The 26051-nt window shown below is 60.7% G+C and carries 23 protein-coding genes; 11 read left to right on the top strand and 12 right to left on the bottom strand.

What is annotated here, in order from left to right:
- Window positions 1-88: 88 nt before the first annotated feature.
- Together BFL40_RS03820 and BFL40_RS03815 are read left to right on the top strand one after the other, a co-directional pair.
- Window positions 89-550, top strand: a complete 462-nt coding sequence (locus tag BFL40_RS03820) for a nucleoside deaminase (protein WP_071482516.1) — start codon at window positions 89-91, stop codon at window positions 548-550.
- A complete protein-coding gene (locus BFL40_RS03815) occupies window positions 537-1709 on the top strand; it encodes a CynX/NimT family MFS transporter (RefSeq protein WP_071482515.1) in 1173 nt (390 codons plus the stop codon). The genes BFL40_RS03820 and BFL40_RS03815 overlap by 14 nt, the downstream gene beginning before the upstream one ends.
- Here BFL40_RS03815 and BFL40_RS03810 read toward each other — a convergent pair.
- Window positions 1706-4021, bottom strand: a complete 2316-nt coding sequence (locus BFL40_RS03810) for a TonB-dependent receptor (protein WP_071482514.1) — start codon at window positions 4019-4021, stop codon at window positions 1706-1708. The two genes, BFL40_RS03815 and BFL40_RS03810, sit on opposite strands and share 4 nt — an antisense overlap.
- Window positions 4022-4176: 155 nt before the next feature.
- Between BFL40_RS03810 and BFL40_RS03805 the strand changes: the two genes are divergently transcribed.
- On the top strand, window positions 4177-5121 hold the full coding sequence (locus BFL40_RS03805; RefSeq protein WP_071482513.1) for a LysR family transcriptional regulator: 945 nt from the start codon (window positions 4177-4179) through the stop codon (window positions 5119-5121).
- A 125-nt stretch (window positions 5122-5246) separates the two neighbouring features.
- On the top strand, window positions 5247-6854 hold the full coding sequence (locus BFL40_RS03800) for an alkaline phosphatase family protein (RefSeq protein ID WP_071482512.1): 1608 nt from the start codon (window positions 5247-5249) through the stop codon (window positions 6852-6854).
- Between the two features lie 25 nt (window positions 6855-6879).
- Here the strand turns inward: BFL40_RS03800 and BFL40_RS03795 are convergent, their stop codons facing one another.
- Window positions 6880-7785: a TauD/TfdA dioxygenase family protein gene (locus BFL40_RS03795; RefSeq protein ID WP_071482511.1), complete on the bottom strand. Its 906-nt coding sequence runs from the start codon at window positions 7783-7785 to the stop codon at window positions 6880-6882.
- Between the two features lie 182 nt (window positions 7786-7967).
- On the opposite strand from BFL40_RS03795, the gene BFL40_RS03790 reads away from it, so the two are divergent.
- Window positions 7968-8888, top strand: coding sequence for a LysR family transcriptional regulator (locus BFL40_RS03790; RefSeq protein ID WP_071482510.1), 921 nt, complete (start codon window positions 7968-7970; stop codon window positions 8886-8888).
- 57 nt (window positions 8889-8945) lie between these two features.
- On the opposite strand, the gene BFL40_RS03785 is transcribed toward BFL40_RS03790, so the two are convergent.
- Complete coding sequence (locus BFL40_RS03785) at window positions 8946-9947, bottom strand: ABC transporter substrate-binding protein (protein ID WP_071482509.1); 1002 nt, start codon at window positions 9945-9947, stop codon at window positions 8946-8948.
- Window positions 9948-10235: 288 nt separating this feature from the next.
- On the opposite strand from BFL40_RS03785, the gene BFL40_RS03780 reads away from it, so the two are divergent.
- Genes BFL40_RS03780 through BFL40_RS03770 form a run of 3 tightly spaced genes read left to right on the top strand, consistent with a single transcriptional unit; the run spans window position 10236 to window position 14287 of the window.
- A complete protein-coding gene (locus tag BFL40_RS03780; protein WP_071482508.1) occupies window positions 10236-11834 on the top strand; it encodes an ABC transporter permease in 1599 nt (532 codons plus the stop codon).
- The gene (locus BFL40_RS03775) at window positions 11831-12646 is read left to right on the top strand and encodes an ABC transporter ATP-binding protein (protein WP_071482507.1); all 816 of its coding nucleotides are present in this window, start codon (window positions 11831-11833) and stop codon (window positions 12644-12646) included. The genes BFL40_RS03780 and BFL40_RS03775 overlap by 4 nt, the downstream gene beginning before the upstream one ends.
- Before the next feature lie 30 nt (window positions 12647-12676).
- Complete coding sequence (locus BFL40_RS03770; RefSeq protein WP_071482506.1) at window positions 12677-14287, top strand: arylsulfatase; 1611 nt, start codon at window positions 12677-12679, stop codon at window positions 14285-14287.
- Here the strand turns inward: BFL40_RS03770 and BFL40_RS03765 are convergent.
- Window positions 14259-15338 carry a fatty acid desaturase gene (locus tag BFL40_RS03765; RefSeq protein WP_071482505.1) on the bottom strand — a complete coding sequence of 360 codons (1080 nt, stop codon included), beginning with the start codon at window positions 15336-15338 and terminating at the stop codon, window positions 14259-14261. The genes BFL40_RS03770 and BFL40_RS03765 overlap by 29 nt on opposite strands.
- A gap of 100 nt (window positions 15339-15438) precedes the next feature.
- On the opposite strand from BFL40_RS03765, the gene BFL40_RS03760 reads away from it, so the two are divergent.
- Entirely contained in the window at window positions 15439-16443 is a 1005-nt protein-coding gene (locus BFL40_RS03760; protein ID WP_071482504.1) for an AraC family transcriptional regulator, read from the top strand.
- Window positions 16444-16531: 88 nt separating this feature from the next.
- Here BFL40_RS03760 and BFL40_RS03755 read toward each other — a convergent pair whose 3' ends face one another.
- Both BFL40_RS03755 and BFL40_RS03750 read right to left on the bottom strand, forming a co-directional pair.
- Window positions 16532-16897 (bottom strand): response regulator, encoded by a 366-nt coding sequence (locus tag BFL40_RS03755; RefSeq protein ID WP_071482503.1) that lies wholly within the window; start codon window positions 16895-16897, stop codon window positions 16532-16534.
- A 38-nt stretch (window positions 16898-16935) separates the two neighbouring features.
- A complete protein-coding gene (locus BFL40_RS03750) occupies window positions 16936-17622 on the bottom strand; it encodes a Crp/Fnr family transcriptional regulator (protein ID WP_071482502.1) in 687 nt (228 codons plus the stop codon).
- 83 nt (window positions 17623-17705) lie between these two features.
- Between BFL40_RS03750 and BFL40_RS03745 the strand changes: the two genes are divergently transcribed.
- Window positions 17706-18272: an Mpo1 family 2-hydroxy fatty acid dioxygenase gene (locus BFL40_RS03745; RefSeq protein WP_071482501.1), complete on the top strand. Its 567-nt coding sequence runs from the start codon at window positions 17706-17708 to the stop codon at window positions 18270-18272.
- 53 nt (window positions 18273-18325) lie between these two features.
- Here BFL40_RS03745 and BFL40_RS03740 read toward each other — a convergent pair whose 3' ends face one another.
- The 6 genes from BFL40_RS03740 to dibA form a co-directional block, all read right to left on the bottom strand.
- The gene (locus BFL40_RS03740) at window positions 18326-19306 is read right to left on the bottom strand and encodes a sulfate/molybdate ABC transporter ATP-binding protein (protein WP_071482500.1); all 981 of its coding nucleotides are present in this window, start codon (window positions 19304-19306) and stop codon (window positions 18326-18328) included.
- A 3-nt stretch (window positions 19307-19309) separates the two neighbouring features.
- Window positions 19310-20182, bottom strand: a complete 873-nt coding sequence (cysW, locus tag BFL40_RS03735; RefSeq protein WP_071482499.1) for a sulfate ABC transporter permease subunit CysW — start codon at window positions 20180-20182, stop codon at window positions 19310-19312.
- Window positions 20183-20195: 13 nt separating this feature from the next.
- On the bottom strand, window positions 20196-21014 hold the full coding sequence (cysT, locus tag BFL40_RS03730; protein ID WP_071482498.1) for a sulfate ABC transporter permease subunit CysT: 819 nt from the start codon (window positions 21012-21014) through the stop codon (window positions 20196-20198).
- Between the two features lie 77 nt (window positions 21015-21091).
- Window positions 21092-22102: a sulfate ABC transporter substrate-binding protein gene (locus BFL40_RS03725; RefSeq protein ID WP_016975030.1), complete on the bottom strand. Its 1011-nt coding sequence runs from the start codon at window positions 22100-22102 to the stop codon at window positions 21092-21094.
- A gap of 79 nt (window positions 22103-22181) precedes the next feature.
- Window positions 22182-22364, bottom strand: coding sequence for a sulfur starvation response protein OscA (oscA, locus tag BFL40_RS03720; protein ID WP_010565387.1), 183 nt, complete (start codon window positions 22362-22364; stop codon window positions 22182-22184).
- 300 nt (window positions 22365-22664) lie between these two features.
- Window positions 22665-24578: a phosphodiesterase DibA gene (gene dibA, locus BFL40_RS03715; protein WP_071482497.1), complete on the bottom strand. Its 1914-nt coding sequence runs from the start codon at window positions 24576-24578 to the stop codon at window positions 22665-22667.
- A 166-nt stretch (window positions 24579-24744) separates the two neighbouring features.
- On the opposite strand from dibA, the gene desA reads away from it, so the two are divergent.
- A complete protein-coding gene (desA, locus tag BFL40_RS03710) occupies window positions 24745-25929 on the top strand; it encodes a delta-9 fatty acid desaturase DesA (protein ID WP_071482496.1) in 1185 nt (394 codons plus the stop codon).
- Window positions 25930-26051: the final 122 nt, after the last annotated feature.

The raw sequence follows: 26051 nt of genomic DNA, 5'->3' as shown, positions 1-26051 counted from the left end.
TACCACTGGTTAGCATGGTTATATTTAATTTCAGAATACCTTGGCGGCTGCCCATACTTCACCCTCCATCCTGCCCAGAGGGACTTTCATGAGCGACGATCAACAGTATCTGCAACGCGCTATCGCCCTGGCCCACGCCAACGTGGCTCAAGGTGGCCGGCCGTTTGGCGCGGTGCTGACGCGCAACGGCGACGTACTGGTGGAAGCCGTGAATGAAATCCACCTGACCCAGGACCCCACCGCCCACGCCGAGTTATTGGCGATCCGCGCGGCGAGCCGACAGCTCGGCGCGCGCCTGGAGGGTTGCGTGATCTACGCCAGCGGCCAGCCCTGCCCGATGTGTCTGAGCGCCATGTACCTGTGCGGCGTAGAACGGGTGGTGTTTGCCGCCAGCAATGAAATGGCCGAGCCTTTCGGCCTGTCGACGGCGACGATTGGTCAACAGCTCGGCTTGCCGCTGAACGAGCAACGCCTGCCAAGCCAGCACCTGCCAGACCCAGCCATGACCCACCTGTACCACCAGTGGAAAACCCTGCATGACCCTCAATAAATCCCTCGCCGGCTGGGGCCTGCTGGTGGTGCTCGGCCTGAACCTGCGGCCGCTTCTCAGCTCCATCAGCCCACTGTTGGGCGAGATTCGCCAGGCCACCGGCTTGAGCTTCCAAAGCAGCGCCCTGCTCACCAGCCTGCCGGTGGTGTGCATGGGCCTGGTGGCGCTGGTCGGCATACGCGTGGAAGCGCGACTGGGCGAACGGCGCGGCATCGCCCTGGGCTTGATGATGATTCTGCTGGCGTGCCTGGCGCGCTGGCTGATGGGGCAGGCGTCGACGCTGCTGGTCACCGCATTGCTTGGCGGTGCCGGTGTGGCGCTGATTCAGGCGTTGGTGCCGGCGATGATCAAGCGCGAATTTCATCACCGTGTGCCGGTGGCGATGGGCGTGTACTCAGCGTCGTTGATGGCGGGGGGCGGATTAGCGGCGCTGCTCAGCCCCGTGGTAGCCACGCATTTTCAGCAATGGCAGGCGGGGTTGGGCATTTGGCTGCTACCGGCGTTAGCTGCGTTGTTGCTGTGGGTTTTTTTACCGCTGGGTGCGGCAAAGAGCGCCACAGTGATCCCCGCGTTCAAGGGCCTGCGCAATCGCCGCGCCTGGTTGTTGGCGCTGTACTTCGGCCTGGTGAATTGCGGCTACATGAGCATGGTGGCGTGGCTACCCGCCTACTATCAGCAACTGGGCTGGGGCGTGTTGCCCAGCGGGTCGTTGCTGGCGTTCATGACTATTTTCCAGGTGATCGCTGCGCTGTTGATGCCGGTGCTGGCGCAACGCGGTATCGACCGACGCCCACTGCTCGGTATCAGCCTGCTGGCGCAGACTGTGGGTTACCTCGGCCTGTTGCTGGCGCCGCTGCACTTTCCGCATCTGTGGGTGGCATTGGCCGGCTTCGGCCTGGGCGCGTGTTTTGCCCTGAGCCTGCTGCTGACCCTCGACCACCATCGCGACCCTCGGCAAGCCGGGCAACTGGCGGCCTTCGTGCAAGGCGTGGGCTTTTTGATCAACGCGATTTCGCCGTGGATGACCGGCTGGCTGCGCGAACTCACCGGCAATTTCGCCAGCGCCTGGGTAGTGCTGACGGTGACGGCGGTGGCGATGCTGGTGGTGACGCGAGTATTCAGCCCGACCACCTACCGCACCGCCGCCGTGCCCGGTTAGAAGTCGTAACGCCCTGTCACACCCAACGTGCGGGGCGTGCCCAGCAGGCCTTCATAGCCGCCATTCGAGGCGGTCCACAGGGTGGTGTAGTAGGTTTTGTCGAAGGCGTTTTTCAGCCACAACGACACATCCCACTGCCCCTGTTGATAGTTGCCGCGCAGGCCCGTCGACAGGTTAACCACCGCGTAGGCAGGAATCTGCCCGTAGCTGGAATCCTCAACCGTGCCCACGGCCTTGGAGCGGAACGCATAGCTGGCGGTCACGTAAGGTTCTAAGCCGTTATCCAGGTTCCACTTGTACTCACCGTTTGCGTTGGCGATCCACTTCGACGCACCGACCACTTGATGGCCCGTCAGGTCGCATGACGCCGGTGCACCTGGACGCAGGCTCACTTCCGGCGGGCACGGCGCATCCTTGTAAGACAGGTAACGCACATCGTTGAACGAGCCGTTGAGGTTCAGCGTCAGGCCCTTGATCGGCACCAAGGTGCTTTCCACTTCAACGCCACGCGAGCGCACCGACCCGGCGTTGGTCAGGTACTGCACACGGTTGTCCTGGTCGTAGGCATTGGTCTGGTAGCCGTTGACCTGGGTCCAGAACAGGTTGGCATTGAGCTGCAAGCGACGGTCCCACAGCGTGCTCTTGAAGCCGAGTTCGGCGTTATTGGCGCGCTCGGTGCCGATCAGCAATGAGTCGGCCCCGGCAGTCGGCGCAGACCCCACCGCCAAGTTGACCCCGCCGGATTTTTCGCCGTGGGACAAGGTCGCGTAGCCCAGCAGGTTTTCGTTGAAGTGATAGCTGAGGTTCAGCAGCCCCGACGGCGTGGCGCTGTACTGATTGAGGTCGCCCGAGTCATACGCACCGGCACGCCCACGCCGCGCGGTGGCCGCAGCGCCCGTGACTGTCGCGCCACCCACCGGGGCATTGCGAGTGACCCAGGCGCTTTTCTCTTCATAGGTGCCGCGCAAACCGGCAGTGAAATCCAGACGTTCGGTCAGGTGCCAAGTGCCTTGGGCGAACAGCGCAAAACTGTCGGTGCGGATATGCCCGTTGCCGACGCTGCTCACATTATTCAGCGCGCCGGTGGGCGTGCCGTTCCAGATATCGGCCTTGGGTCCGTAATAGGCGAAGGATTTGTTATCCAGCGAGTTGCCGAAGTAATAGGCACCTAGCACGTAATCGAAGAAACCACCGGTAGGCGAGGCCAACCGGAACTCCTGGGACCACTGTTTATCTTCCACCGACACGCCGGCGTTGTAGGCTGCCGGCACGTTGAGACCGTCATCGTTGCGTGGGGTGAAATTCCACCAGCGATAGGCGCTGACCGAGGTCAGGGTGAAGTCACTTGGCAGGGTCCAGTTGGCCTCCAGCGACGTGCCGCCCTGGAACACAGTGACGTGCTGGTCGCTGTCCAGGTTGACCTTGCGCTGGGTGCCATCTACCAATGTCGCCCCCGCCGCCGCTGCCCGGGATTGATAGAGGTTGGTACCGTTGATGGTCGGCCCGGTGCTGTACAGCACGCGGGTGCCGGCGCTGGAATCTTCCTCGTTGTAGTCACCAATCCAGCGCGCGTTGAACGTCTCGCTGGGCTTGTACAGCAGTTGCCCACGAAAGCCCTGGCGTGAGCCGCCGTTGAGATCATGGCCGTCGTATTCGTTCTTGATGTCGCCATCGCTGCGCGTGCGATAGGCCGAGAAGCGCCCCGCCAAATCCTCTGTAAGTGGGCCGGAAAGGGTGCCCTTGGTCTGGAAATAACCGTCCTCGCCCAACGAGGTTTCGATGCTGCGCTCCGGGGTAAAACTCGGCGCGCGGGTGCTGATATTGATCACACCCGCCGTGGTGTTTTTGCCGAACAACGTACCTTGCGGTCCCCGCAACACCTCAAGCTGCTCGATGTCCATCAAGTCAAACACCGCCATCCCCGGCCGCCCGAGGTACACGTTGTCGATGTACAGCCCCACGCTGCCTTCCAGGCCATCGCTGGCCGGGTTGTTGCCCAGGCCGCGAATCGACACGCTGGATTGACGCGCATGCATATAGGCGACGTTGACGCTGGGCACCAGTTGCTGCAAATCCTGAATCCGATAAATCCGCTGGCTCTCCAGCGCCTGGCCGCCGATCACACTCATGGGCGTCGGCACTTCCTGGGCGCTTTCGGTACGCCGCCGGGCGGTCACGGTGACCGTCTCAAGCTGGCCGCTGGCATTTTCGCCCTTGCTTGCCGGCGCGGGTGTTTCGGCGGCCTGGGTCGGCGACCAACTGGTGCTACCGGCCACCAACATGGCCAGGGGCAAGGACTTCAACAGACTCATAAGCGGCTCCGGAACCCGGAAATATCCAACAACCGATATTCCCTTAGGTTATTTATTTATGTTTTTACGAACATTTACTGCATAAGAGATAGCCTTTATAAGGAGTCGACCTAATGCATAGCCAATGCATTTCCCCGATATTTTTGATGTGAAAAATGCATATCGATTTGCGCCAGCTTCGCCACTTCATCGCCCTCGCCGAACAACGCAGTTTTGTCGCGGCGGCGTTGGCCGTGAACCTGTCGCAATCGGCGTTCAGTCGCAGCATCCAGGCGTTGGAACACAGCGCCGGTTGCCAACTGGTAGATCGCGGGCGCAAGGACCTGGCGCCGACCAAACAAGGCCAGGTACTGCTCGAACATGCGCGGCGTCTGGTCAGCGGCGCGCAGCAACTGGCCAACGAGATCAGCCAGTTCAATGGCCTGGAGGCGGGTGAGTTGCGCTTCGGCTGTGGCCCGGCACCGGCGGCCGGGTTGATCCCCCGCGCCATCGGCAGTTTTATCGGGCGTTACCCCAAGGCCCGCGTACAGTTCCAGGTGGATGACTGGCAAAGCCTGAGCAAACGCCTGCTGAGCGAAGAGTTCGAATTCTTCGTCGCCGACACCCGCCACTTCGAAGCCAACCCCGACTACCACACCCACCGCCTGCGCGCGCGCCGTTGGTATTTTTGCTGCCGCGCCGGTCACCCGTTGGCCGGGCGCGACAGCGTGAGCGCCGCCGAACTGATGAGTTACCCGCTGGCCGTGACCATTCGCCCGCCGAACCTGCGCAAGGTCATCGTCGACCTCAGCGGTCGCCCCGATTACCTGCCGAATGTGGAATGCGAAAACGGCTATAGCCTGATGGGCGTGGTGTTGCGCTCCGACGCTATCGGTATCGTCAGCGCCAACAGTGACGTGTTGCACATGGCGAGGGGTGAGCTGGTGTGTTTGAAGATTGATGGGCTGGCTGAGGACCTGGAGGAACGGTATACCCGCTATGGCATCGTCAGCCGTGCGGGGTATCGGTTGTCACCGTTGGCGGAGGCGATGATCGAGCAAATCAAACAGATTGATGAGCAAGATGAGGATGTGTGCGCGCTGGAGAATGTCGCTGTTTGACCTGGCGCTATCGCTGGCAGCCGCACCCATGCACTCACTGCATAAAACCCAGTCCCCGAATGCACTTGCCAGCACCCCATCCGAGCGGCGAAAAACGCTGCCTGTCCTCCGTTCGGTGAAACCCCATGTCTCAACCAAAACCCGTGCGCAACGTGCTGTACATCATGTGCGACCAACTGCGCCGCGATTACCTGTCGTGCTATGGCCACGCCCATTTGCACACGCCGAATATCGACCGGCTGGCCGCTGCCGGTGTGCGTTTCAGCCGCGCCTACACCCAAGGCACGATTTGCGGGCCGTCGCGGATGTCGGCGTATACCGGGCGTTATGTCAGCAGCCACCAGGTAGCGTGGAACGCAGTACCACTGCCGCTGGAAGAGCTGACGATTGGCGATTATCTGCGCCCCCACGGCATCCGCACTGCGTTAGTGGGCAAGACTCACGCCACGCCGAATCTGGATGCCTTGCAGCGCTTGAACATCGACCCCGACAGCGCCCAGGCCGAGCCGCTGAATGAAGTCGGGTTCGATGCCTATTTCCGTCACGACGGCATCTATCCCGACAGCCCGCTGTTCGACGACAAACGCGAGTCCGCGCCCTACACCCACTACCTGCGCGAGCAAGGCTACAGCGGCACCAACCCGTGGCATGAATGGGCCAACGCCGCAGAGGGCGAAGGCGGCGAAGTGCTCAGCGGCTGGCACATGCGCAACGCCGGGTTGCCCGCACGCGTGGCGCAAGAACATTCGGAAACCGTCTACACCACTGACCGCGCCATCGACTTTATCGACGAGCAAGGTGAGCAACCGTGGTGCCTGCACCTGTCCTACATCAAACCGCACTGGCCCTATATTGCACCGGCGCCGTATCACGCGCTGTATGGCGCAGAGCACATCCAAGCGCCCATTCAACCTGGAAACGCCAGCGACCACCCGGTGTACCAAGCGTTCCGGCAGCATCAGGAGAGTTTGAATTTTTCCCGTGACGAGGTGCGGCTCACGGTAATTCCAACCTACATGGGCCTGATCAAACAGATCGACGATCAATTGGGGAAGTTGTTCGACTTTCTGCAAAGCAACGGCCGCTGGGACGACACGCTGATCGTGTTCACCAGCGACCACGGCGACTTCCTCGGCGATCATTTCCTCGGCGAAAAAGAATTTCTGCTGGAGCCTGCCGTGGGCGTTCCATTGATCGTGCGCGACCCACGCGCCAGCGCCGATATCAGCCGTGGCACAGTGGACGCGCGTCTTGTCGAAACCATCGATGCCCTGCCGACCTTCCTCGATGCCTTAGGCCTGCCCGCTGCCGACCATCGCCTAGAAGGCCGCTCGCTGATCCCGCTGCTGCACGGTGAACACACCCCCTGGCGCAACTATGCCATCGCCGAATACGACTACGCCTTCCAGGCCCCGGCCCGCGAGCGCCTGGAGCAACCCATCGACCGCTGCCGCATGACCATGGTGCGCAGCGAGCGCTGGAAATACCTGGCCTATGACGGCTTCCGACCGCAACTGTTTGACCTGGAAAACGACCCGCAGGAATTACACGACCTGGGCACCGATCCGGCGTATGCCGAGGTACGCGAGACCCACCTGGGTTATCTGTTCGAATGGTTGCGCGGGCTGAAGCGACGCACCACCATCAGCCACACAGAAATCGATCTACGTGGCCAACGGTTTCGTTATGGTGAGCCGGAGGCGGAGAAAGTGGTGCAGATAGGCGTCTGGTAAACACCACATTTGGACCTGTGCTCGCTTAAAGACCTTTGGTGGTTTTGCTGGTTTGCCCTTGCACGCCCACCGGCACATCACCCTTGAGCGTGACCCGACGCACGATGCGCTCCTGAGTACCGTAGTCGTCCACCGCGTAGTGCTGGGTGGCGCGGTTATCCCAAATCGCTACATCGCCCGCGCTCCAGCGCCATCGCACGGTATTTTCCAGACGGGTAACGTGGCTTTGCAGTAGGTTGAACAACTGTGTCGAATCCGCCTGGGAGTAGCCTTTCAGGCGCTTGACGAAGTGCCCCAGCAACAAGGTTTTCTCGCCGCTGACCGGGTGCACACGCACCACCGGGTGCTCGGTTTCGTACACCGTCGAGGTAAATATTTTGCGGTACTCCTCAAGCTTTTCCGCCGACACATCCGGCTTGCGTCCGGCGTAGTCGTATTCGTTGCTGTGCACCGCCCACAGGTTGTCCGCCAACACTCGCAGCTCGGCGCTGAGGTCGTTGTAGGCACTGGCGGTGTTGGCCCACACCGTGTCACCACCGGACTTGGGCGCCAGCACCGAACGCAAGATCGAGGCTTTCGGGTAGGCGTCGACGAAGGTCACGTCGGTGTGCCACGAGTTGGCACGCTGGCCACGGGTGCCATCGAGCTCCAACAGGAATCGCGTGCCGTCACGCACCGGTACCGTCGGGTGGGCAATCGGCTCGCCGAGCAGGTGAGCAAAGGCTTCCTGGCGCTGGTCATCGAGGTGGGTTTGCTCACGAAAGAAGATCACTTTGTACTGCACCAGCGCCTGCTGGATGGCCTCGACGGTGGCGGCATCCAGGTCACCGGACAGTTTGATGCCACGGATCTCGGCGCCGATGCGGCCGGCAACCGGGTGGATGTCCAGCGCTTGGGCGATGGGTTGAACAGCTAATGCGGCGTTGCTCATTGTGATGACCCTCTGGTGCCTGCTGATGATGGGGACGCTTTCCAGCAACGCTCTATTCATATGCAATTTAGGTCTAGCAAGTGAACAAATGCTTCGTTGACGGAATAAGAGCTTGCATTTAAAACCTCAGCTCCCTCGGTCGCAAATGCCTTCGACCTATTTTTCAGATGCCGGGAAAGCATATGGATCTTCGCCAACTGCGGTACTTCATCGCCCTCAACGAACACCGCAGTTTTGTCCGCGCGGCGGACGCGATGGGCATCACGCAACCCGCGTTCAGCCGCAGCATCCAGGGGCTGGAGCAAGAGTTCGGTTGCGTGCTGGTCGACCGCGGCAACAAGGATTTGCGCCCCACGCCCGAGGGCCAGGTGGTGCTGCAACACGCCCTGAGCCTGGTACATGGCGCCGCCTTGCTGAGCAGTGAAGTCACGCGCATGACCAAACTCGACGCCGGCGACCTGCGCTTTGGTACCGGCCCGGCGCCTGCGGTAAAACTGGTGCCGGATGCGGTGGCGCGCTTTATCAGCGCCCACCCGAAAATCCGCACCAGTTTCCAGGTGGATAACTGGGAAAAACTCAGCCGCGCCCTGAGCCGTGAAGAGATCGAATTTTTTATCGCCGACATTCGCCAGTTCGAAAACGATCCGAACTTCCAGACCCGTGCGCTGACGCCCAAGCGCGGGGTGTTTTTCTGCCGCCCAGGGCACCCGTTGCTGGCCAAGGACAGCCTGTCGACCAACGACATGTTTGACTACCCGCTGGCGTCGCCGCTGATCTCCCAGGGCATTCGCAAACTGTTGGCGAACCTCAGCGGGCGCATGGATTTTTCGCCGAGTATTCAGACCGAGCATTTTCCGGCATTGGTGAAGATCGTGTTGCAGTCGAACGCGATCGGCGTAGGCACCGAAGAAGCATTTGCCGAAGACATCGCCAGGGGCGCGCTGGTGCTGCTGCACTGGCGCAACCTGCCGCAGAACTTGGAGACCATGAGTGCGCGGTGCGGGATTGTCAGCCGCACCGGCTCACGCTTGTCGCCGGCGGCGAAGGCGATGATTGAGACGTTGGTGGAGGTGGACCGCCAGGAGGTTAGTGTGGCGGTTTAAAGGACCTCATTGATCATTCCCACGCAGAGCGTGGGAATGATCGGGTCGCCAAAAACCTTAGAGCCCGGCAGCCGCCAGATTCGGCGCCACCCAATCACTCACCTGAAACGACTTGCGAATCAGCTTTTCTTTCGAAGCCAAATCCACCGCATCCTGCAATTTTCCAAGGAACACCGGGTCCAGAGTCGATGGAAAAATCTCGCTGAGTTTCTCGTTTTTCAAATCACTGCTCAGGATCACCGGTGGATAACTCGCCAGTCCCGACACCAACTCGATGTAAGCCTGCTTGTTGTTGTCATCGGTCAGCCATTGCACAGCCTGCTGTTGGGCCTTGAGCAGTTGGGTGATGACCTCGGGATGCTCATCGACAAATTTGGCGCTGCCCACCAGCACCGCCTGGATGCTGCCCGCTCCTCCGAGATCCTTGGTGGTCAGCGGCAGCTCAGCCAAGCCCTTGGCTTGCAATGCACTCAAGTTCGCACCGCCCCAGGTGGCATCAATCTGCTTGGCGGCCAGCGCGGCACCGGCAGCGTTGAAGTCCAGGTTGATAACTTTCAGGTCTTTCTCACTCAAGCCCTGGCTGGCCAACGCGCTGTCGAATGACAACTGGCTGGCCGTGCCACGAAACACCGCAACGCGTTTGCCCTTGAGGTCTTGCAACGTCTTGATACCGGAACCCGGCACCACACCGAGGTACTGTTTCACGTCGCGTGCCGTGGCACTGAGCAAGCGAGTATCCAGGCCATTGGAGCGGCCGATGATCGCCGCCAGATCGCCAAGATAGGCTAGGTCCACCTGGCCATTGGCGAAGGCTTCATTGATCACCGGGCCTGCGCCCTTGAAGTAATTCCACTGGATCTTGATGCCCTGATCGGCGAAGGCTTTCTCAAAGATCTGCTGTTGGCGCAACACGTCCGTTATACCGCCGCCGCTGTGCTGACTGCCCGCGCTGAGATCGGGCACGGCAATCCGGATTTCCTTGAGGTCGGCAGCGTGTACCAACCCGGCCAGGGCGGTGCCCGCGAACAGGGTGATCAGACGTTTGAAGGGCAGTTTCATAAGCGCAGCTCCTTGTGGGCGAGGGTCGCCTGGGGAGCAGAAAGTAGGCACAACCGAGTCAAAACTTTAAATACTATAAATTCACAATTTAATAGCTTTTTGGACTATGCGAGCTAAAACGCAGGCTCCAGAGGGCTATGCATAAACAGCATCGAAAATATTCTCCGAATGCATTGGATGCGCATTGAGCTGCGGCTTTAAATGACTTTTCTTATCCCTCAATCATCTTGATTACGTTTTTATAAGATCAAAATCACATAACGCCCTCGGCGACAACGGAGGTCCTCCATGGCCCGAATTTCACTTTTGAGCCTACCTCTCGCGGCCCCCTCCAACGGCACTGCGCCGCGCTGGCCGAAGCTGGGCGAGCGCCTACTGCCGTGGCTGCTGCCGCTGGCGCTGTTTGCGCTGTGGTGGCTGGCCAGTCGCAATCATTGGATGAGCGAACAGATTCTGCCGCCGCCGTCGCTGGTATGGAGCAGCGCGGTGGAGTTGGCTGGCGGCGAGTTGTGGAGCCACCTGGCGATCAGCTTGCAACGCTTGTTCTGGGGGTTGCTGGCCGGTATCGGCGCCGGGGCTTTACTCGGTGCTCTGTTGGGTTTCAGTGCACGGGCCGAGCGCCTGATATTCCCGACGTTCAGCGCGCTGTCGCAAGTGCCGACCCTGGCCTGGATCCCGCTGTTCATGGTGTTTTTCGGCATTGGCGAAACCTTGAAACTGGTAGTGCTGGTGAAGGCGATTGTGGTGCCGGTCACCCTGCATACCCTGGTGGGCGTGCGCGACGCCCAGCCCAATTTGCGTGAAGCCGCACGCGTGCTGCGCCTGCCCACTCACCTTTTGATTCGCCGCCTGATCCTGCCCGCCGCGCTGCCGGCATTCATGGCCGGGGTGCGCCTGGCGCTGGCAGCCGGATGGACGTCGTTGCTGGCGGTGGAGTTGCTGGCCTCCAGCGAAGGCATCGGCTACCTGATGGTGTGGGCGCGGCAGTTGTTCATGCTCGATATCGTTTTCGTGTGCATCGTGGTCATCGGCGTACTGGGTGTGGTGATGGATCGCGGCATCGGCTGGCTGGACCGCAAATGGGTGCACTGGCCGCACCCGGCCACCGCGCAGATTCGTCGCGGCCCGCGCTATCAAGGCTGGCAGCACCTGCAACCGTGGTTGCCACCGCTGCTGTTGTTCGCGCTGTGGCAAACAGCGACACACCACGGTTGGGTCGACCCGAACATTCTGGTCAGCCCGTGGGCGGTGCTGCAAACCACCGCAGCGGGCGTCTTGGATGGCAGCCTTTGCGGCGCCCTTGGCAAAAGCCTCGGGCGCACCTTGGGTGGGTTGATTCTGGGCGGCGGCTTGGGCTTCGTCATGGGGCTGTGGCTGGGGCTGTCGCGGCGCAGTGAGCGGGTACTCGGCCCGACCCTGGCCGCGCTGCGCCAGATCGCGATTTTTGCCTGGGTGCCGTTGCTCACCGCCTGGTTTGGCCTGGGCGAATTGGCTAAATGGGTGTTTATCGCCCTCGCCGCCTTCTTCCCGTTGTTTATCGCCACCCAACGCAGCGTGCTGAACCTGTCGCCGCAGCTGCGCGAGGCGGCGCAAGTGCTGCGCCTGAACCTGTTCCAACGGCTACGGCGACTGGTGTTGCCAGGCGCCGCAGCGGGCATTTTCGCCGGCCTGCGCCTGAGCCTGATCTATGCCTGGCTGGGCACCATCGGCGCGGAATATTTCATGCCGTCCAACGGCGGTATCGGCAGCCTGATGATCGGCGCCCAACAACTGCTGCGCATGGACCTGATCATGAGCGGCATGCTCTTGGTCGGCCTTACCGGCGCAGCCCTCAACCTTATCGGCCAACGCATCGAAACCCGCGCCACCCGCTGGAGACACGCATGAACGCACCTATCGTCAGCTTCAACCATGTGGGCAAGACCTTCGATGTCGACGGCTTCGAACTGGAGGCCATTCGTGAATTCAACCTGGAGATTGCCGAGGGCGAATTTGTCGCTATCGTCGGCTCCAGCGGTTGCGGTAAATCCACCCTGCTGCGTCTGCTGGTGGGCCTTGATACGCAGTTTCGCGGCGAGATCCAAGTCGACGGCAAAGCCGTCAGCGGCATCGGTGGCGAGCGTGGCATTGTGTTCCAGGAACACCGTTTGTTCCCCTGGCTGACGGTGGCGGAGAACATCGGCCTGGGCCTGGTCAACGAGCCGCTAAGCGAAGCCGAGCGCAACCGGCGCATCAGCGATTTTATCGAGCTGGTAGGCCTCACTGACTTCACCCGCGCTTATCCGCATCAACTGTCCGGCGGCATGGCGCAACGGGTGGCGATTGCCCGTGGTTTGGTGGCGAGCCCACGCATTCTGTTGTTGGACGAGCCGTTCGGCGCCCTCGATGCATTGACCCGCCAACAGATGCAGGACGAACTGTTGGCAATCCGCGCTCGCGCCAAGATCACCACGGTGCTGGTGACCCACGATGTGGAAGAGGCGATTTTCCTCGCCGACCGTGTGGTGGTGATGGAGCCCCGCCCCGGGCGGATCAAGCAAGTGGTGGACATCGCCCTACCCCATCCGCGCCAGCGCAGCAGTTTCGAATTCCACCAATTGCGCGAAGAACTGCTGCACGAACTGATCAGCGACGACCACTACCAGCCGCCGCTGCGCGAGCAGATCCGCGACCTGCCGCTGGCCTTCATTGCCTGCTAAAAAACCGCCTGCCAGAAAAGGAGTGCCTTAATGCCGCAACGTCCCAATTTCCTTGTGATCCTGGCCGATGACATGGGTTTCTCCGACCTCGGCGCGTTTGGCGGGGAAATCTCCACGCCGCACCTCGACGCCCTGGCGCTGAACGGCCTGCGCCTGACCGACTTTCACACCGCACCCACCTGCTCACCCACCCGCTCAATGCTGCTGACCGGCACCGACCACCATATCGCCGGTATCGGCACCATGGCCGAGGCACTGACCCCGGAGCTGATCGGCAAACCCGGTTACGAGGGCTACCTCAACGATAAGGTGGTAGCCCTGCCGGAACTGCTGCGCGAGGCCGGTTACCAGACCTTGATGAGCGGCAAATGGCACCTGGGCCTGACCGCCGAACTGGCGCCGCATGCCCGTGGCTTCGAGCGTTCGTTCTCGCTGTTGCCGGGGGCGGCCAACCACTATGGTTTCGAGCCGACCTACGATGACACGACGCCCGGCCTGCTCAAGTCCACCCCGGCGCTGTACATCGAGGACGACACCTTCGTCGAGCAACTGCCAGAGGGTTTCTACTCATCGGATGCGTTTGGCGACAAGCTGCTGCAGTACCTCAAGGAGCGCGACCAGGCGCGGCCGTTCTTCGCCTACTTGCCGTTTTCCGCGCCGCATTGGCCGTTGCAGGCCCCCGCGGACATCGTCGATAAATACCGTGGCCGCTACGACGCAGGCCCCGAAGTGCTGCGCCTGGAGCGCCTGGAAAAACTCAAGGCACTGGGGCTGATCGACGCCGATGTGGAGCCGCATCCGCTGATCGAACTGAACACCCAATGGGCCGCCTTGAGTGACGAACAGCGCCAAGTGTCGGCGCGGGCGATGGAAGTGTATGCGGCGATGGTCGAGCGCATGGACTGGAACATCGGTCGGGTGGTGGAGTACCTGCGCAAGCAGGGGCAACTGGATAACACCTTCATTGTGTTCATGTCCGACAACGGCGCGGAAGGTGCGCTGCTGGAAGCTTTCCCCAAGTTCGGGCCAGAACTGCTGACCTACCTGAACCAGCATTACGACAACCGCCTGGAGAACATCGGGCGCGCCAACTCCTACGTCTGGTATGGCCCGTCGTGGGCGCAGGTGGCGACCGCGCCGTCACGGCTGTTCAAGGCGTTTACCACTGAGGGCGGAATTCGCGTGCCAGCGCTGGTGCACTACCCCCGGCTGTCGCTCAAGGGTCGCATCAGTCACGGGTTTGGCACGGTGATGGATATCACGCCGACTATTCTGGATTTGGCCGGTGTGCGCCACCCTGGGAAACAGTGGCGCGGCAAGCCGGTGGCACCGTTGCGGGGTAAGTCGTGGCTGGGCTTCTTGTCCGGCGAAACCGCCGAGGTGCACGACGAGCACACCGTCACCGGCTGGGAGCTGTTCGGCCGCCGCGCGATTCGCCAGGGTCAGTGGAAAGCCGTGTACATCCCCGGCCCTGTGGGGCCGGCGACTTGGCAGCTGTATGACTTGGGCCAAGATCCGGGAGAGATCCATGACTTGGCCTTGAGCCACCCGGACAAACTGGCGACGTTGATCGGCCACTGGCAGCAGTACGTGGACGAAACCGGCGTGATACTCAGCGCATCGCCGTTTCAGCCGGATTGAGCTGGGCGTCGGGGCGCTCCTGGCGCTCAAGTCGATTGGCCCGGGCGAACGTGCCGAAATCATTGAAGCGCACACCCATCTGCGCCATCACTTTGTGCGCCACCTTGGCCGTCATCTGCCGGATGTAAAACGGCTCCTTCACCACAAAATGGTGGATGCCGTGGGTGCTGCCGAAGTTGAAGCAGAACGCTTGCAACGGCCACATCCACCACGGGTTGAGCACCTGGGTTTGCTGGATCACATTGCCCAGCTCCACATCGCCGTAGTAGTGCATGTTGGAGCTGACAAAGTGCAGGCAAAAGGTGCGCAGCACGTTGGGGCCGATGATCACCACGGCGGCGATATCGATCACCTGCATCATCTGTAAGGTGCCGGCGGACCATTCAATCGGCGTGCCCATCAGGCTGGCGATGCCATTCGCCGCATGGAAGCCGAGAAACACATACCACGCGCCCCAATGCAGCAACGCCAGCGGCGCATACACCAGCAGCGAGCGCTTGAGAATCTTGAGTTTGTGGTTCCAGGTCTTGGCGCGCAGCATGCGAATAAACGCCGACATCACGTTATCGCCCACCATCAGCAAACGCGCGAAGCCCCAGGGCTCACCGTTGGTGATGGCGCGCTCTTCCATATCGGTCTCGGTGCCGGAAACCTTGTGATGGTTAAGGTGCAAATGGCGACGTATCCACGGGTTGATGGTGCTCGGCCTCGCCAGCCACACCAGCCCCATCATCAGGTTGTGCGGCACGCGCTGTTTGCGAAAGTACATGCTGTGGATCAGGTCGTGTTCCAATTCGTGGGTCAGCGAGGCGAGGAAGGCGTTGAGCAACAGGCAGGCCCACCACGCCATATGCCCGGTGATGTAGAGGGCCGCCGAGCCGAGCATGCCGACTAACGCAAACGCCAGGATGCCCGCGCCCAGCGCGTCCTGATGCAGCAGCCAGGGGTGTTGCTGGCGCAACCTGACGCCTTCGGCCAGCACCACTTCACGGATTTGCGCTGAACGTTGTTGCGCGTTCATCTGTTGGGGACTTGCAGAAGTACCGTCCATGCTTCCATCCTCTGGTTATTGATGTGTCTATCCTGCCCCAAGCGATCCGGCAGGACGCTAGCTCCGGACGCCAACCTGTTGACCGCAAGCGCCAATCGCCATGACTGAACCCACCTCCCTCGCCAGCTGGACCCGCGCCTTGCGCAAACAGCTCGACGCCCTGGACCTCGACAGCGCGGCGCTGTGCGCCCAGGCCGGGCTCGACCCGCAACTGATGGACGACCCCAACGCGCGCTACCCGTTGTCCGCTACCACGCGCCTGTGGGAGCTGGCGGTACAGGCCAGCGGCGATCCGGCGATTGGTTTGCGAGTGTCGCGGTTTGTCAGCCCCACCACCTTTCATGCGCTGGGCTATGCCCTAGTGGCCAGCGGCAGTTTGCGCGAAGTGTTCGAGCGCATCGTGCGCTATCACCAGGTGGTCAGCGATGCCCTGACGCTGGAGCTTAGTCGAGACGGCGAGCGCTATCGTTTTCGCCTGCTGCAACCCACGGGGAGCCCGGCGCCGGCGCGAGAGGCCATCGATGCGTTTGCGGCGATCTACGTGCGCACCTGCCGCAACCGTCTAGGCCGCGACTATGCGCCGCTGGCGGTGTACTTGCAGCGGCCGGAACCGGCTGATCCCAAGCCATGGCACAGCGTGTTTCGTGCGCCGGTGTTTTTTGGTGCCCAAGAAGATCGGCTGGAATTTGCGGCCCATGACTTCGACAGCCATCTGGATGACGCCAACCCGGAGTTGGCCGAACACAATGAAACCGTGCTCAAGCGCACCCTCGCCCAACTGCAACCGCTGACCTGGGAGCGCAAGGTGCGCAGGGTCATTGAGGCGCAACTGCCGGATGGCGAGCCGAGTGCCGAACGGGTTGCCCAGGCGCTGCACCTGAGCCTGCGCAGCTTGCAGCGGCATCTGGCGGATGAAGGGTGTCGGTTTGATGCGTTGCTTAATGAGTGCCGGGAGAATTTGGCGTTGTTGCACCTGCGAGACCCACAGTGTTCGTTGGCCGAAGTCAGTCATTTGCTGGGGTTTGCCGATACCAGCAGTTTTAATCGGGCATTCAAGCGGTGGACGGGGATCACGCCAGGGCAATTTCGGGATGGGTTGCGATAGATGGATTTGTGGTGGTTATGAGGGCCATATCGCGGGCAAGCCCGGCTCAAATGTGGGAGCTGGCTTGCCTGCGATGGCGCCAAATCAATCAGCGCGCACGATCGCGCCGCAATAATTTCTTAACCCGTGCCACTAATGCCTTGGCCTCAAACGGCTTGAGCAAATAATCATCCTCATGCAGCTCCAACCCGCGCAAGCGGTCCTCAATCCCGCCCGGCGTGGTCAAGAACAACACCGGCGTTTCACCCTTCAACCGAATCGCCTGCTGCAACTTCCAGGCATTCAACCCGGGCAGCATCACATCCAGGATCACCAGGTCGTACTCGGTGCTTTCAACAAAGCGCAACGCCGCCATGCCATTGGCCGCGACTTCCACGGTGTAGCTGGCCTCGTTCAAGCCTTGGGCCATCCGCAGCGCCTCGTCGGATTCATGTTCCACTAACAGCACGCGCATAACACACCTCGATTAATCAGGCATGCAGGCTAACACTCTCAGGTGTGCGCCGCCTCACGCAGCCGCTGTATGTCGAGAATCTCAATCTCGCCATAGCCCAAACGCACGACGCCTTGAGCTTGCAGGTCCTTGAGCAACGCATTGGCAGTCTGGCGCGACAGGCTCAACATCGCCGCCAGGTCTTCCTGGGGCAGTTGCAGCACGCGGCGCGAGTGTTCGATGTCGCCATAGCCTTCAACGATCATCAATAACCGATGGGCCAATCGAACCGACGCAGGCATCAGGCTCAGTTGCTCGATGTTGATAAAGCTCAGGCGCAGTTTCTGGCTCATCAGCAACGCCAGGTCGCGCCAATACTGCGGGGTTTCATCGAGAATGCTCAGCAGTGCCTGCTGCGGCACCTGCAACAGCGTGCACGACCCCACGGCGCAGGCGTCATGGGTACGCGGTAAGCCGTCGAACAGGCAAATTTCGCCGAACCAGTAAGGCAACTCCACCAGGCTCAATATCGCTTCCTTGCCGTGCTCATTCACCGCGCTGATGCGCAGGCTGCCGTCGAGCACCGCATACAAGCCACAGGGCGGGTCGCCGCGTTTGAACAGGTATTGCCCCGCCGTCAGCTGCCGCAGCCGGGCCTGGGCCAGCAAGCTATTCTGAAACGCTACAGGCAGGTGGCTGAACCAATGACCGGTGGCCAGCTGTGGGTGCCATTTCTCTGCGTCCATGAGAACTCCGAAGATTGTCGCCCAGCTGACAGTCAGTCGCAGGCTGACAGGGCATGATCAAACATCCTACAGGAGGAACAACAATGAAAAGCCTCGTCGACCACCTCAGTCAATACGCCGCCTACCACCGCGACCCGCGCAATATTGCCAGCCACTTTATCGGCATCCCGCTGATTGTGGTGGCCGTGGCGGTGCTGCTATCACGCCCCGAATGGGCGGTGGGCGGGCTCTGGCTCTCGCCGGCAGTGATTTTGGCGCTGTTTTCGGCGTGGTTTTACCTGCGCCTGGAACTGGCGCTGGGCGTGCTGATGACGGTGCTGATGGGCTTGTCGGTATGGGCGGGGCATGTGCTGGCGGCGCAAAGCACAATGGTGTGGCTCAGCAGCGGCATCGGGATGTTTGTGGTGGGCTGGGTGATTCAGTTTGTCGGGCACTACTACGAAGGTAAAAAGCCGGCGTTTGTGGATGACGTGTCGGGGCTTATCGTCGGGCCGCTGTTTGTGGTGGCTGAGTTGGCGTTTCTGGTGGGGTTGCGGGGGGATTTGAAACAGCAAATTGAGGCGCGGTCCGGGCCGGCGGCTCGCCGGGTTGATCGTTCCCACGCTCTGCGTGGGCATGCAGCCCAGGACGCTCCGCGTCCCAAAGCGTGACGCAGAGCGTCACAAGAGGCGTTCCCACGCGGAGCGTGGGAACGATCTTTATGTCAGGCTTTTTGCCACACCTTGGGTTTGAAGAACAGGGTCTCGCCACGGGCCAGGCCGGTCAGGCTGTCGTGGTCTTTCACCACTTCGGCTTCGATCAGCTCGCTTTGGCCTTCGACCTTCAAGGTCACCCGAGTCGTTGCACCGAGTGGGCGGATATCCCGCACCTCAGCCGCATGGTGATCTTCCAGTTCATGGCGCGACAGCGACACTTCATGCGGACGGAACAACACGTGGTTGTCTTCACCCAGGTGCAGACGGTTCGAATCACCGAGGAAGTGGTAAACAAAGTCGCTGGCCGGGTTTTCGTAGACTTCACCCGGTGAGCCGATCTGCTCGATCACACCCTTGTTCATCACCACGATACGGTCGGCGACTTCCATGGCCTCTTCCTGGTCGTGAGTCACGAACACCGAGGTCAGGTTGATGTCTTCGTGCAGGCGCGCCAGCCAGCGGCGCAGCTCTTTACGCACCTTGGCGTCGAGGGCGCCGAACGGTTCGTCCAGCAGCAACACTTTTGGTTCTACCGCCAGTGCACGGGCCAGCGCGATACGCTGGCGCTGGCCACCGGAGAGTTGCTCCGGGTAGCGATCGGACAGCCAATCCAATTGCACCATGTTCAGCAGTTCGTGAACCTTGCTCGCGATCTGGCTTTCAGTCGGGCGCTGGTTTTTCGGCTTCATGCGCAGGCCGAAGGCGACGTTGTCGAACACGGTCATGTGGCGGAACAGCGCGTAGTGCTGGAACACAAAACCGACGTTGCGATCACGCACGTCGTGGCCGGACACGTCTTCACCGTGGAACACGATGCTGCCGGCATCCGGGGTTTCCAGGCCGGCGATGATGCGCAGCAAGGTGGTCTTGCCGCAGCCGGACGGGCCGAGCAACGCCACCAGCTCGCCACTCTGGATATCCAGATTGATGCTGTTCAGGGCCTTGAAGGCGTTGAAATTCTTGCTGACATTACGGACTTCGATCGACATGACTTATTCCTCAGCCGCACCGGCGCGCAGGCGATTTATACGGTTCTCGCTCCACTGCTTGAGCAGCAGGATGAAGAGCGCCAGGATCAGCAACAGACTCGCCACCGCAAACGCGGCAACGTGGTTGTATTCGTTGTAGAGAATCTCGACGTGCAGCGGCAGGGTATTGGTCACGCCGCGAATGTGGCCGGACACCACCGACACCGCGCCGAACTCACCCATCGCCCGTGCAGTACACAACACCACGCCGTAGATCAGGCCCCATTTGATGTTCGGCACGGTCACATGCCAGAACATCTGCCAGCCATTGGCGCCCAGCAGGCGCGCTGCCTCTTCTTCCTGGGTGCCCTGTTCCTGCATCAGCGGGATCAGCTCACGGGCTACGAAGGGCACGGTGACGAAGATGGTCGCCAGCACGATGCCGGGCAAGGCGAACACGATCTGGATGTCATGCGCTTGCAGCCATGGGCCGAAGAAACCCTGGGCGCCGAACATCAGCACATAGACCAAACCTGCGATCACTGGCGATACCGAGAACGGCAGGTCGATCAGCGTCACCAGGATGCTCTTGCCACGGAACGAGTACTTGCTCACGCACCAGGCGGCGCTGACCCCGAACACCACGTTGAGCGGCACTGAAATCGCCACGGCGATCACCGTGAGTTTCAGCGCCGACAGCGCGTCGGGTTCGAGGATCGCCGTGAAGAACGCGCCGAGGCCATTCTTCAAGCCCTGGGTCACCACGATCAGCAGCGGCAGTAGCAGGAACAGCGCGAACACCAGCCAGCCAAGGCTGATCAGGATGCGTCGGGACACCGCGCTGCCACGACGGGCAGCGTTGGCCGAGGACGCGGCGGAAATAGACGATTGGGACATGTTCCGCGCCTCCTTATGGACGTTCGATGCGCCGCTGCAACAAGTTGATCAGCAGCAGCAGGACAAAGGAAACCACCAGCATCAGCACGCCGATAGAGGTGGCGCCGCGGTAGTCGTACTGGTCGAGTTTGACCATGATCAGCAGCGGCAGGATCTCGGTTTTCATCGGCATGTTGCCGGCGATGAAAATCACCGAACCATACTCGCCGACACCGCGGGCGAAGGCCAGCGCAAAGCCGGTCAGCCAGGCGGGTAGCAACGCGGGGACGAGGATGTAGCGGAATACCTGCAACGGCTTGGCGCCCAGGCAGGCAGCGGCTTCTTCGATTTCCCGGGGGATATCGGCCAGTACCGGCTGCACCGTGCGCACCACGAATGGCAGCGTGACGAAGGTCAGTGCCAGGGTGATGCCCAACGGGGTGTAGGCGATCTTGAAGCCCAAGTCCGCAGCAAACTGGCCGACCAGACCGTTGGGTGTGTACAACGCGGTCAGCGCGATACCGGCGACGGCGGTGGGCAGCGCGAACGGCAAGTCGATCATCGCATCGATGATCTTGCGGCCGGGGAAGGTATAGCGCACCAGCACCCAGGCCAGCAGCGTGCCGATCACACCGTTGATGATCGCGGCGTACAACGCCGTGCCGAAGCTCAGTTTCAACGCCGCCAGCACGCGCGGGGCGGAAATGATGGCCCAGAACTGTTCCCAGGTGAGTTGAGCGGCATGTACAAACATCGCCGCGAGGGGGATGAGTACGATCAGGCTGAGGTACACCACGGTGTAGCCCAGCGTCAGCCCGAAGCCGGGTATGACGGGGGAAATACGACGCGACATAAGAGTCCTTGGTTAGCGGAACGGACACGCAAAGCCCGCAGGTGAATGCGGGCTCTGTGGGCTGCTTAGTTCACGGCTTACTGCGCCGTGTAGATCTGGTCGAACACGCCACCGTCATTGAAGAATTTCGGTTGGGCAGTTTTCCAGCCGCCGAAGTCTTTGTCGATAGTCACCAGGTCCAGTTTCGGGAACTGCTGAGCGTATTTGGCGGCAACTTTTGCATCGCGTGGGCGGTAGAAGTTCTTCGCCGCAATCTCCTGGCCAGCCGGGCTGTACAGGTGTTTCAGGTATTCAGTCGCGATCTCGGTGTTGCCCTTTTTCTCGGCGTTCTTGTCGACCACGGCCACCGGCGGCTCGGCCAGGATCGACAGGGAAGGCACGACGATGTCGAACTTGTCAGCGCCGCCATCTTCTTTCAGGGCCAGAAAGGCTTCGTTTTCCCAAGCCAGCAACACGTCACCTTGACCGTTGTTGACGAAGGTGATGGTCGAGCCGCGAGCACCGGTGTCCAGCACAGGCACGTGTTTGAACAGCTCTTTCACGTATTCCTGGGCCTTGGCTTCGCTGCCACCGGCTTTCAGGCCGTAGGCCCAGGCGGCGAGGAAGTTCCAGCGTGCACCGCCGGAGGTTTTCGGGTTCGGGGTAATCACCGAGACGTCTTTCTTGATCAGATCGCCCCAATCCTTGATGCCTTTAGGGTTGCCCTTGCGCACCAGGAACACGATGGTCGAGGTGTACGGGGTGCTGGCGTCCGGCAGACGGGTTTGCCAGTTTTCCGGCAAGGTCTTACCCAACTTGGCGATTTCGTCGATGTCGCCGGCCAGGGCCAGGGTCACTACGTCGGCGCGCAGGCCGTCGATCACCGCCCGGCCTTGTTTGCCCGAACCACCGTGGGATTGCTGGATCTTGACGTTGTCACCTGGGTGCGACTGTTTCCAGAAGTTGGTGAACTCAGCGTTGTAGTCCTGGTACAGCTCACGGGTAGGGTCGTACGAGACGTTGAGCAACTCGTAGTCCTTGGCAACGGCGGAACCGGCAAACACGGCACTGGCCAGTGCAGCCAGGGCGTAACGGCGAATCGACGACATAGAAGGCTCCTGAAATTCTTGGGTGTTGGCTTTTTCTTATAGTTGCGGGTCTAGCTAGCATGCGAATCGCCGGTGGTGCTTAAGCCGGTTTGTTACCTGGGTTCTGCAAACGGAATTTTTCTTTGCGTTCGATCTGAACCACTTGGGCGTTGTGCACAGTGATTTCCACCGCGCCAAACCGCAGATCGCGCAAGGCGCTCTGGATCTCACGCAAAATAGCTGCTTCGTCCTGGCCGTCGACGCTACGTAGAGATGCGCTCATGGTCTCGCTCCTGAAATGAATAGTGCCTCGCAGTGGCGGCACTGCTTGTGGCGTGAGGGCGATAGTAGATAAGCGGGGATATTCTTAAAAATACTATTTAAGAATGTTTATATAACCAGAAAGAATTTTCTGGCAGGACGTGGGGTTGCGAGGGGTTTCAGCGTGAAAATACTGATACATGGTCACTGCTGAACCCTGTGGGAGCTGGGCTTGCCCGCGATGGCGGTGTGTCAGGCACTGTATATTTCGACTGAAAGTCCCTCATCGCGGGCAAGCCCGCTCCCACATTTTGAGCGCATTTCAAATTCGGATGGCGGGCGCCCTCGCCCAATCAATCTCCTGAGCCGGCATCGGCCGCCCAAACCAATACCCCTGCCCCATATCGCACTCCTGATCCAACAGGAACCGCGCCTGGTCCATCTGCTCAATGCCTTCTGCTTGCACCTGCATGCCCATGCTTTTGGCCAGAGCAATCACTACACGCACGATAGCCGCGTCATCCTCATCCCACGGCAACCCGGCGACAAAGCCCTGGTCAATCTTGAGCTTCTGTACCGGCAAGCGCTTGAGGCGCAGCAGCGAGGAATAGCCGGTGCCGAAGTCGTCGATGGCCAGGCGTATGCCAAGCTCACGTAGGCGGTGCATCTGCTCAAGGGCCACTTCGGGGTCGTGCATCACCGCGCTTTCGGTGACCTCCAGTTCAAGGAAGGCCGGATCAAGGCCGGTAGCGTGCAGCACTTGGGCGACTTGCTCGTACAGCTCGCGCCGGGCAAACAAACGGCTGGAGACATTAACGGCAATAAAGCTCAGTGGCACACCGTCAGCCAGCCATTGGCACATCTGGCGGCAGGCCTGATCCATGACCCAGGCGTCGATGTCGGCAATCAGCCCGGTGCGCTCAGCGATGGGGATAAATTCGCCAGGCGGCACCAGACCGCGCCCCGGGTGTTGCCAGCGCACCAGCGCTTCGACGCCAATCAGGCGGCTGCCTTGCAGGTCATGCACGGGTTGGTAATAGACGCGCAGCTCTTGCTGATCGAGGGCACGACGCAGTTCACCGGCGATTTCCACGCGGTTCTGGGCGTGAGCCGTCAGCTCTTCGGTGTACAACGCATAGCCTTCACGACCGGCGCTCTTGGCCTTGAATAGCGCGGAATCCGCGTTGCGCAGCAGTTGCTCGGCGCTCAGGGCGTCGCTGGGGAACAGGCTGATACCAACGCTGACGCTGATAAACAGTTGATGGCCGTCAAAAATGAACGGCTGCTTCATTGCATCAAGAATGCGTTGTGCCAGTGCGGCCGCCTGCACCACTTGTGGACAACTTTCCGCCAGCACCGCGAATTCGTCCCCACCCAGGCGTGCCAGGGTCACTCCGGAGCCGAACAGGCCTTTGAGCCGCTCGCCGACTACCTTGAGCAACTGGTCGCCGACGTTATGACCGAGGCTGTCGTTGATGATTTTGAAGTGATCCAAGTCCAGCAACAGCAAAGCGCAGCCGCGTTTGTGCGCTTGCGCCGAGGCCAGTGCCTGCTCGGCGCGGTCGGTGAACAACAGGCGGTTGGGCAGGTCGGTCAGCGGGTCGTGGTGAGCGAGATGCGCCAGCTCGTGCTCGGAATCCTTGATGGCGCTGATATCGGAAAACACCGCGACGTAATGGCTGACGTTGCCTTGATCATCGTGGATCACGCGGATGGTTTGCCACTGTGGATAAATTTCACCGCTTTTGCGTCGGTTCCAGATTTCGCCGCTCCATTCACCCGTGCTTCCCAGGGTCTGAAACATTTGCTGGTAAAAATTCGACGAATGGCGCCCTGATTTGAACAGACTTGGCCGCTCCCCGATGACGTCTTCGCGGCGATAGCCGGTGATCTCCATAAACGCCCGGTTGACGTGCACGATCAGCCCCTGGGCGTCGGTGACCAGCACCCCTTCGCGGGTGCAATCAAACACGGCAGCAGCCTGTTGCAGGCGCTCGCGGTTTTCTTTCAAGGGTTGTTGCAGTTGATGGGCACGAGCAAAACGGGCGCACATCAGATAAATAGCCAGCGCGCTGAGGGCCACCCAAACATAGCCGCGTATCTGCAGCCAGTGCCCTAACTCCTGCGGCTCATCGAGAAAGTTGATCAATAGTTGGTTGCTGAGCTGGAGCCACACAATGGAAACCAGCAGGTATACCAGCCCCGTACGTAGGGCACCTCGGTATGAAAACAGCATATGGTCAGTAATCCTTACCAAAAAAACAGCATCGCCCTACAAAGGCTGCGGATTATAGAATAAGAAACATCCAGTCACTCCTATCTGAAAGGGTGGCTGGTTTTATCTGTGGGCTTAGTGATAATGCGTGAGCTGTTTTTTTCTTTATCTGAGGGCCATACAGCCTATGTGGTACAACGGTTTTCTTGACCTGTCAGCCTGGCAACTGGTGGCAGTCACGCTGTTGATGACCCACGTGACCATCGTTGGGGTCACCGTCTATCTGCACCGTTATTCAGCCCACCGCTCCCTGGAGCTTAACGCCGGCCTGAAACACTTCTTCCGCTTCTGGCTGTGGCTGACCACGGCGCAGAACACCCGCGAGTGGACCGCCATCCACCGCAAACACCACGCCAAATGCGAAACCGTCGACGACCCGCACAGCCCGGTCATTAAAGGTCTGTCCACCGTGCTGCGCAAAGGTGCCGAGCTGTACCGTGCCGAGGCGGAAAACCCCGAGACCCTGCGTATCTACGGCAAGAACTGCCCGGACGACTGGATCGAACGCAAAATCTACACGCCCTACCCGCTGCTGGGCGTGGCGATCATGGGCGTGATCGACCTGCTGCTGTTCGGCACCATCGGCATCACCATCTGGGCGATCCAGATGATGTGGATTCCCTTCTGGGCTGCCGGCGTGATCAACGGCCTGGGCCATGCCGTGGGCTATCGCAACTTCGAATGCCGTGACGCAGCGACCAACCTGGTGCCGTGGGGCATCATCGTCGGCGGCGAAGAGCTGCACAATAACCACCACACCTACCCCAACTCGGCCAAGCTGTCGGTGAAAAAATGGGAGTTCGACCTGGGTTGGGCGTGGATCAAGGTGTTCAGCTTCCTGCGCCTGGCCAAGGTGCAGCGCGTCGCGCCTATTGCCCACCGCGTGGAGGGCAAGGGCCATCTGGACATGGACACCGCCATGGCGATTCTCAACAACCGCTTCCAGATCATGGCCCAGTACCGCAAGTTGGTCATCGGCCCGCTGGTCAAGCAGGAGCTGGAGAAAGTCGATCATTCGGTACGCCACCAGTTCCGCCGTGCCAAGCGCCTGCTGTCGCGTGAAACCAGTTTGCTGGATGACCGCCACCATGTGCGTATCCAGAGCATGCTGGAACACAGCCAATCGCTGAAAGTGATCTACGAGAAGCGTCTGGCGCTGCAACAGATCTGGCTCAAGACCAGCTCCAATGGCCACGATATGTTGGCCGCGATCAAGGAATGGGTGCACGAGGCCGAAGCCAGCGGTATCCAGTCCCTGCGCGATTTTGCCCACCAATTGAAAACCTACTCACTGCGTCCCGCGGCGGTCTGACTGGGTGCCCGCTCGCCACACCACGCCCATCCCCCCACAGAGCTTGGCTTGGCACCGATTTCTGACGCCATTTCTTAGTCATCCCATTGACGGAACTTCACCGCATTTACCCTCTCTCAATG

The organism is Pseudomonas costantinii (assembly GCF_001870435.1).
GTDB classification, from domain to species: Bacteria; Pseudomonadota; Gammaproteobacteria; order Pseudomonadales; family Pseudomonadaceae; genus Aquipseudomonas; species Aquipseudomonas costantinii.
The sequence above is the reverse complement of the archived record's forward strand: the minus strand, read 5'-3'. Positions and strand labels throughout refer to the sequence as shown.

Excerpts from the sequence above, each read along its gene's own strand:
- oscA (WP_010565387.1), bottom strand. The coding sequence starts at position 22,364 with ATGAGCGCATCTCTACGTAGCGTCGACGGCCAGGACGAAGCAGCTATT.
- dibA (WP_071482497.1), bottom strand. The coding sequence starts at position 24,578 with ATGCTGTTTTCATACCGAGGTGCCCTACGTACGGGGCTGGTATACCTG.
- BFL40_RS03805 (WP_071482513.1), top strand. The coding sequence starts at position 4,177 with ATGCATATCGATTTGCGCCAGCTTCGCCACTTCATCGCCCTCGCCGAA.
- BFL40_RS03725 (WP_016975030.1), bottom strand. The coding sequence starts at position 22,102 with ATGTCGTCGATTCGCCGTTACGCCCTGGCTGCACTGGCCAGTGCCGTG.
- BFL40_RS03780 (WP_071482508.1), top strand. The coding sequence starts at position 10,236 with ATGGCCCGAATTTCACTTTTGAGCCTACCTCTCGCGGCCCCCTCCAAC.
- BFL40_RS03810 (WP_071482514.1), bottom strand. The coding sequence starts at position 4,021 with ATGAGTCTGTTGAAGTCCTTGCCCCTGGCCATGTTGGTGGCCGGTAGC.
- BFL40_RS03785 (WP_071482509.1), bottom strand. The coding sequence starts at position 9,947 with ATGAAACTGCCCTTCAAACGTCTGATCACCCTGTTCGCGGGCACCGCC.
- BFL40_RS03790 (WP_071482510.1), top strand. The coding sequence starts at position 7,968 with ATGGATCTTCGCCAACTGCGGTACTTCATCGCCCTCAACGAACACCGC.
- BFL40_RS03800 (WP_071482512.1), top strand. The coding sequence starts at position 5,247 with ATGTCTCAACCAAAACCCGTGCGCAACGTGCTGTACATCATGTGCGAC.
- BFL40_RS03770 (WP_071482506.1), top strand. The coding sequence starts at position 12,677 with ATGCCGCAACGTCCCAATTTCCTTGTGATCCTGGCCGATGACATGGGT.
- BFL40_RS03815 (WP_071482515.1), top strand. The coding sequence starts at position 537 with ATGACCCTCAATAAATCCCTCGCCGGCTGGGGCCTGCTGGTGGTGCTC.
- desA (WP_071482496.1), top strand. The coding sequence starts at position 24,745 with ATGTGGTACAACGGTTTTCTTGACCTGTCAGCCTGGCAACTGGTGGCA.
- BFL40_RS03760 (WP_071482504.1), top strand. The coding sequence starts at position 15,439 with ATGACTGAACCCACCTCCCTCGCCAGCTGGACCCGCGCCTTGCGCAAA.
- BFL40_RS03740 (WP_071482500.1), bottom strand. The coding sequence starts at position 19,306 with ATGTCGATCGAAGTCCGTAATGTCAGCAAGAATTTCAACGCCTTCAAG.
- BFL40_RS03775 (WP_071482507.1), top strand. The coding sequence starts at position 11,831 with ATGAACGCACCTATCGTCAGCTTCAACCATGTGGGCAAGACCTTCGAT.
- BFL40_RS03795 (WP_071482511.1), bottom strand. The coding sequence starts at position 7,785 with ATGAGCAACGCCGCATTAGCTGTTCAACCCATCGCCCAAGCGCTGGAC.
- BFL40_RS03820 (WP_071482516.1), top strand. The coding sequence starts at position 89 with ATGAGCGACGATCAACAGTATCTGCAACGCGCTATCGCCCTGGCCCAC.
- BFL40_RS03755 (WP_071482503.1), bottom strand. The coding sequence starts at position 16,897 with ATGCGCGTGCTGTTAGTGGAACATGAATCCGACGAGGCGCTGCGGATG.
- BFL40_RS03745 (WP_071482501.1), top strand. The coding sequence starts at position 17,706 with ATGAAAAGCCTCGTCGACCACCTCAGTCAATACGCCGCCTACCACCGC.
- cysW (WP_071482499.1), bottom strand. The coding sequence starts at position 20,182 with ATGTCCCAATCGTCTATTTCCGCCGCGTCCTCGGCCAACGCTGCCCGT.
- BFL40_RS03750 (WP_071482502.1), bottom strand. The coding sequence starts at position 17,622 with ATGGACGCAGAGAAATGGCACCCACAGCTGGCCACCGGTCATTGGTTC.
- BFL40_RS03765 (WP_071482505.1), bottom strand. The coding sequence starts at position 15,338 with ATGGACGGTACTTCTGCAAGTCCCCAACAGATGAACGCGCAACAACGT.
- cysT (WP_071482498.1), bottom strand. The coding sequence starts at position 21,014 with ATGTCGCGTCGTATTTCCCCCGTCATACCCGGCTTCGGGCTGACGCTG.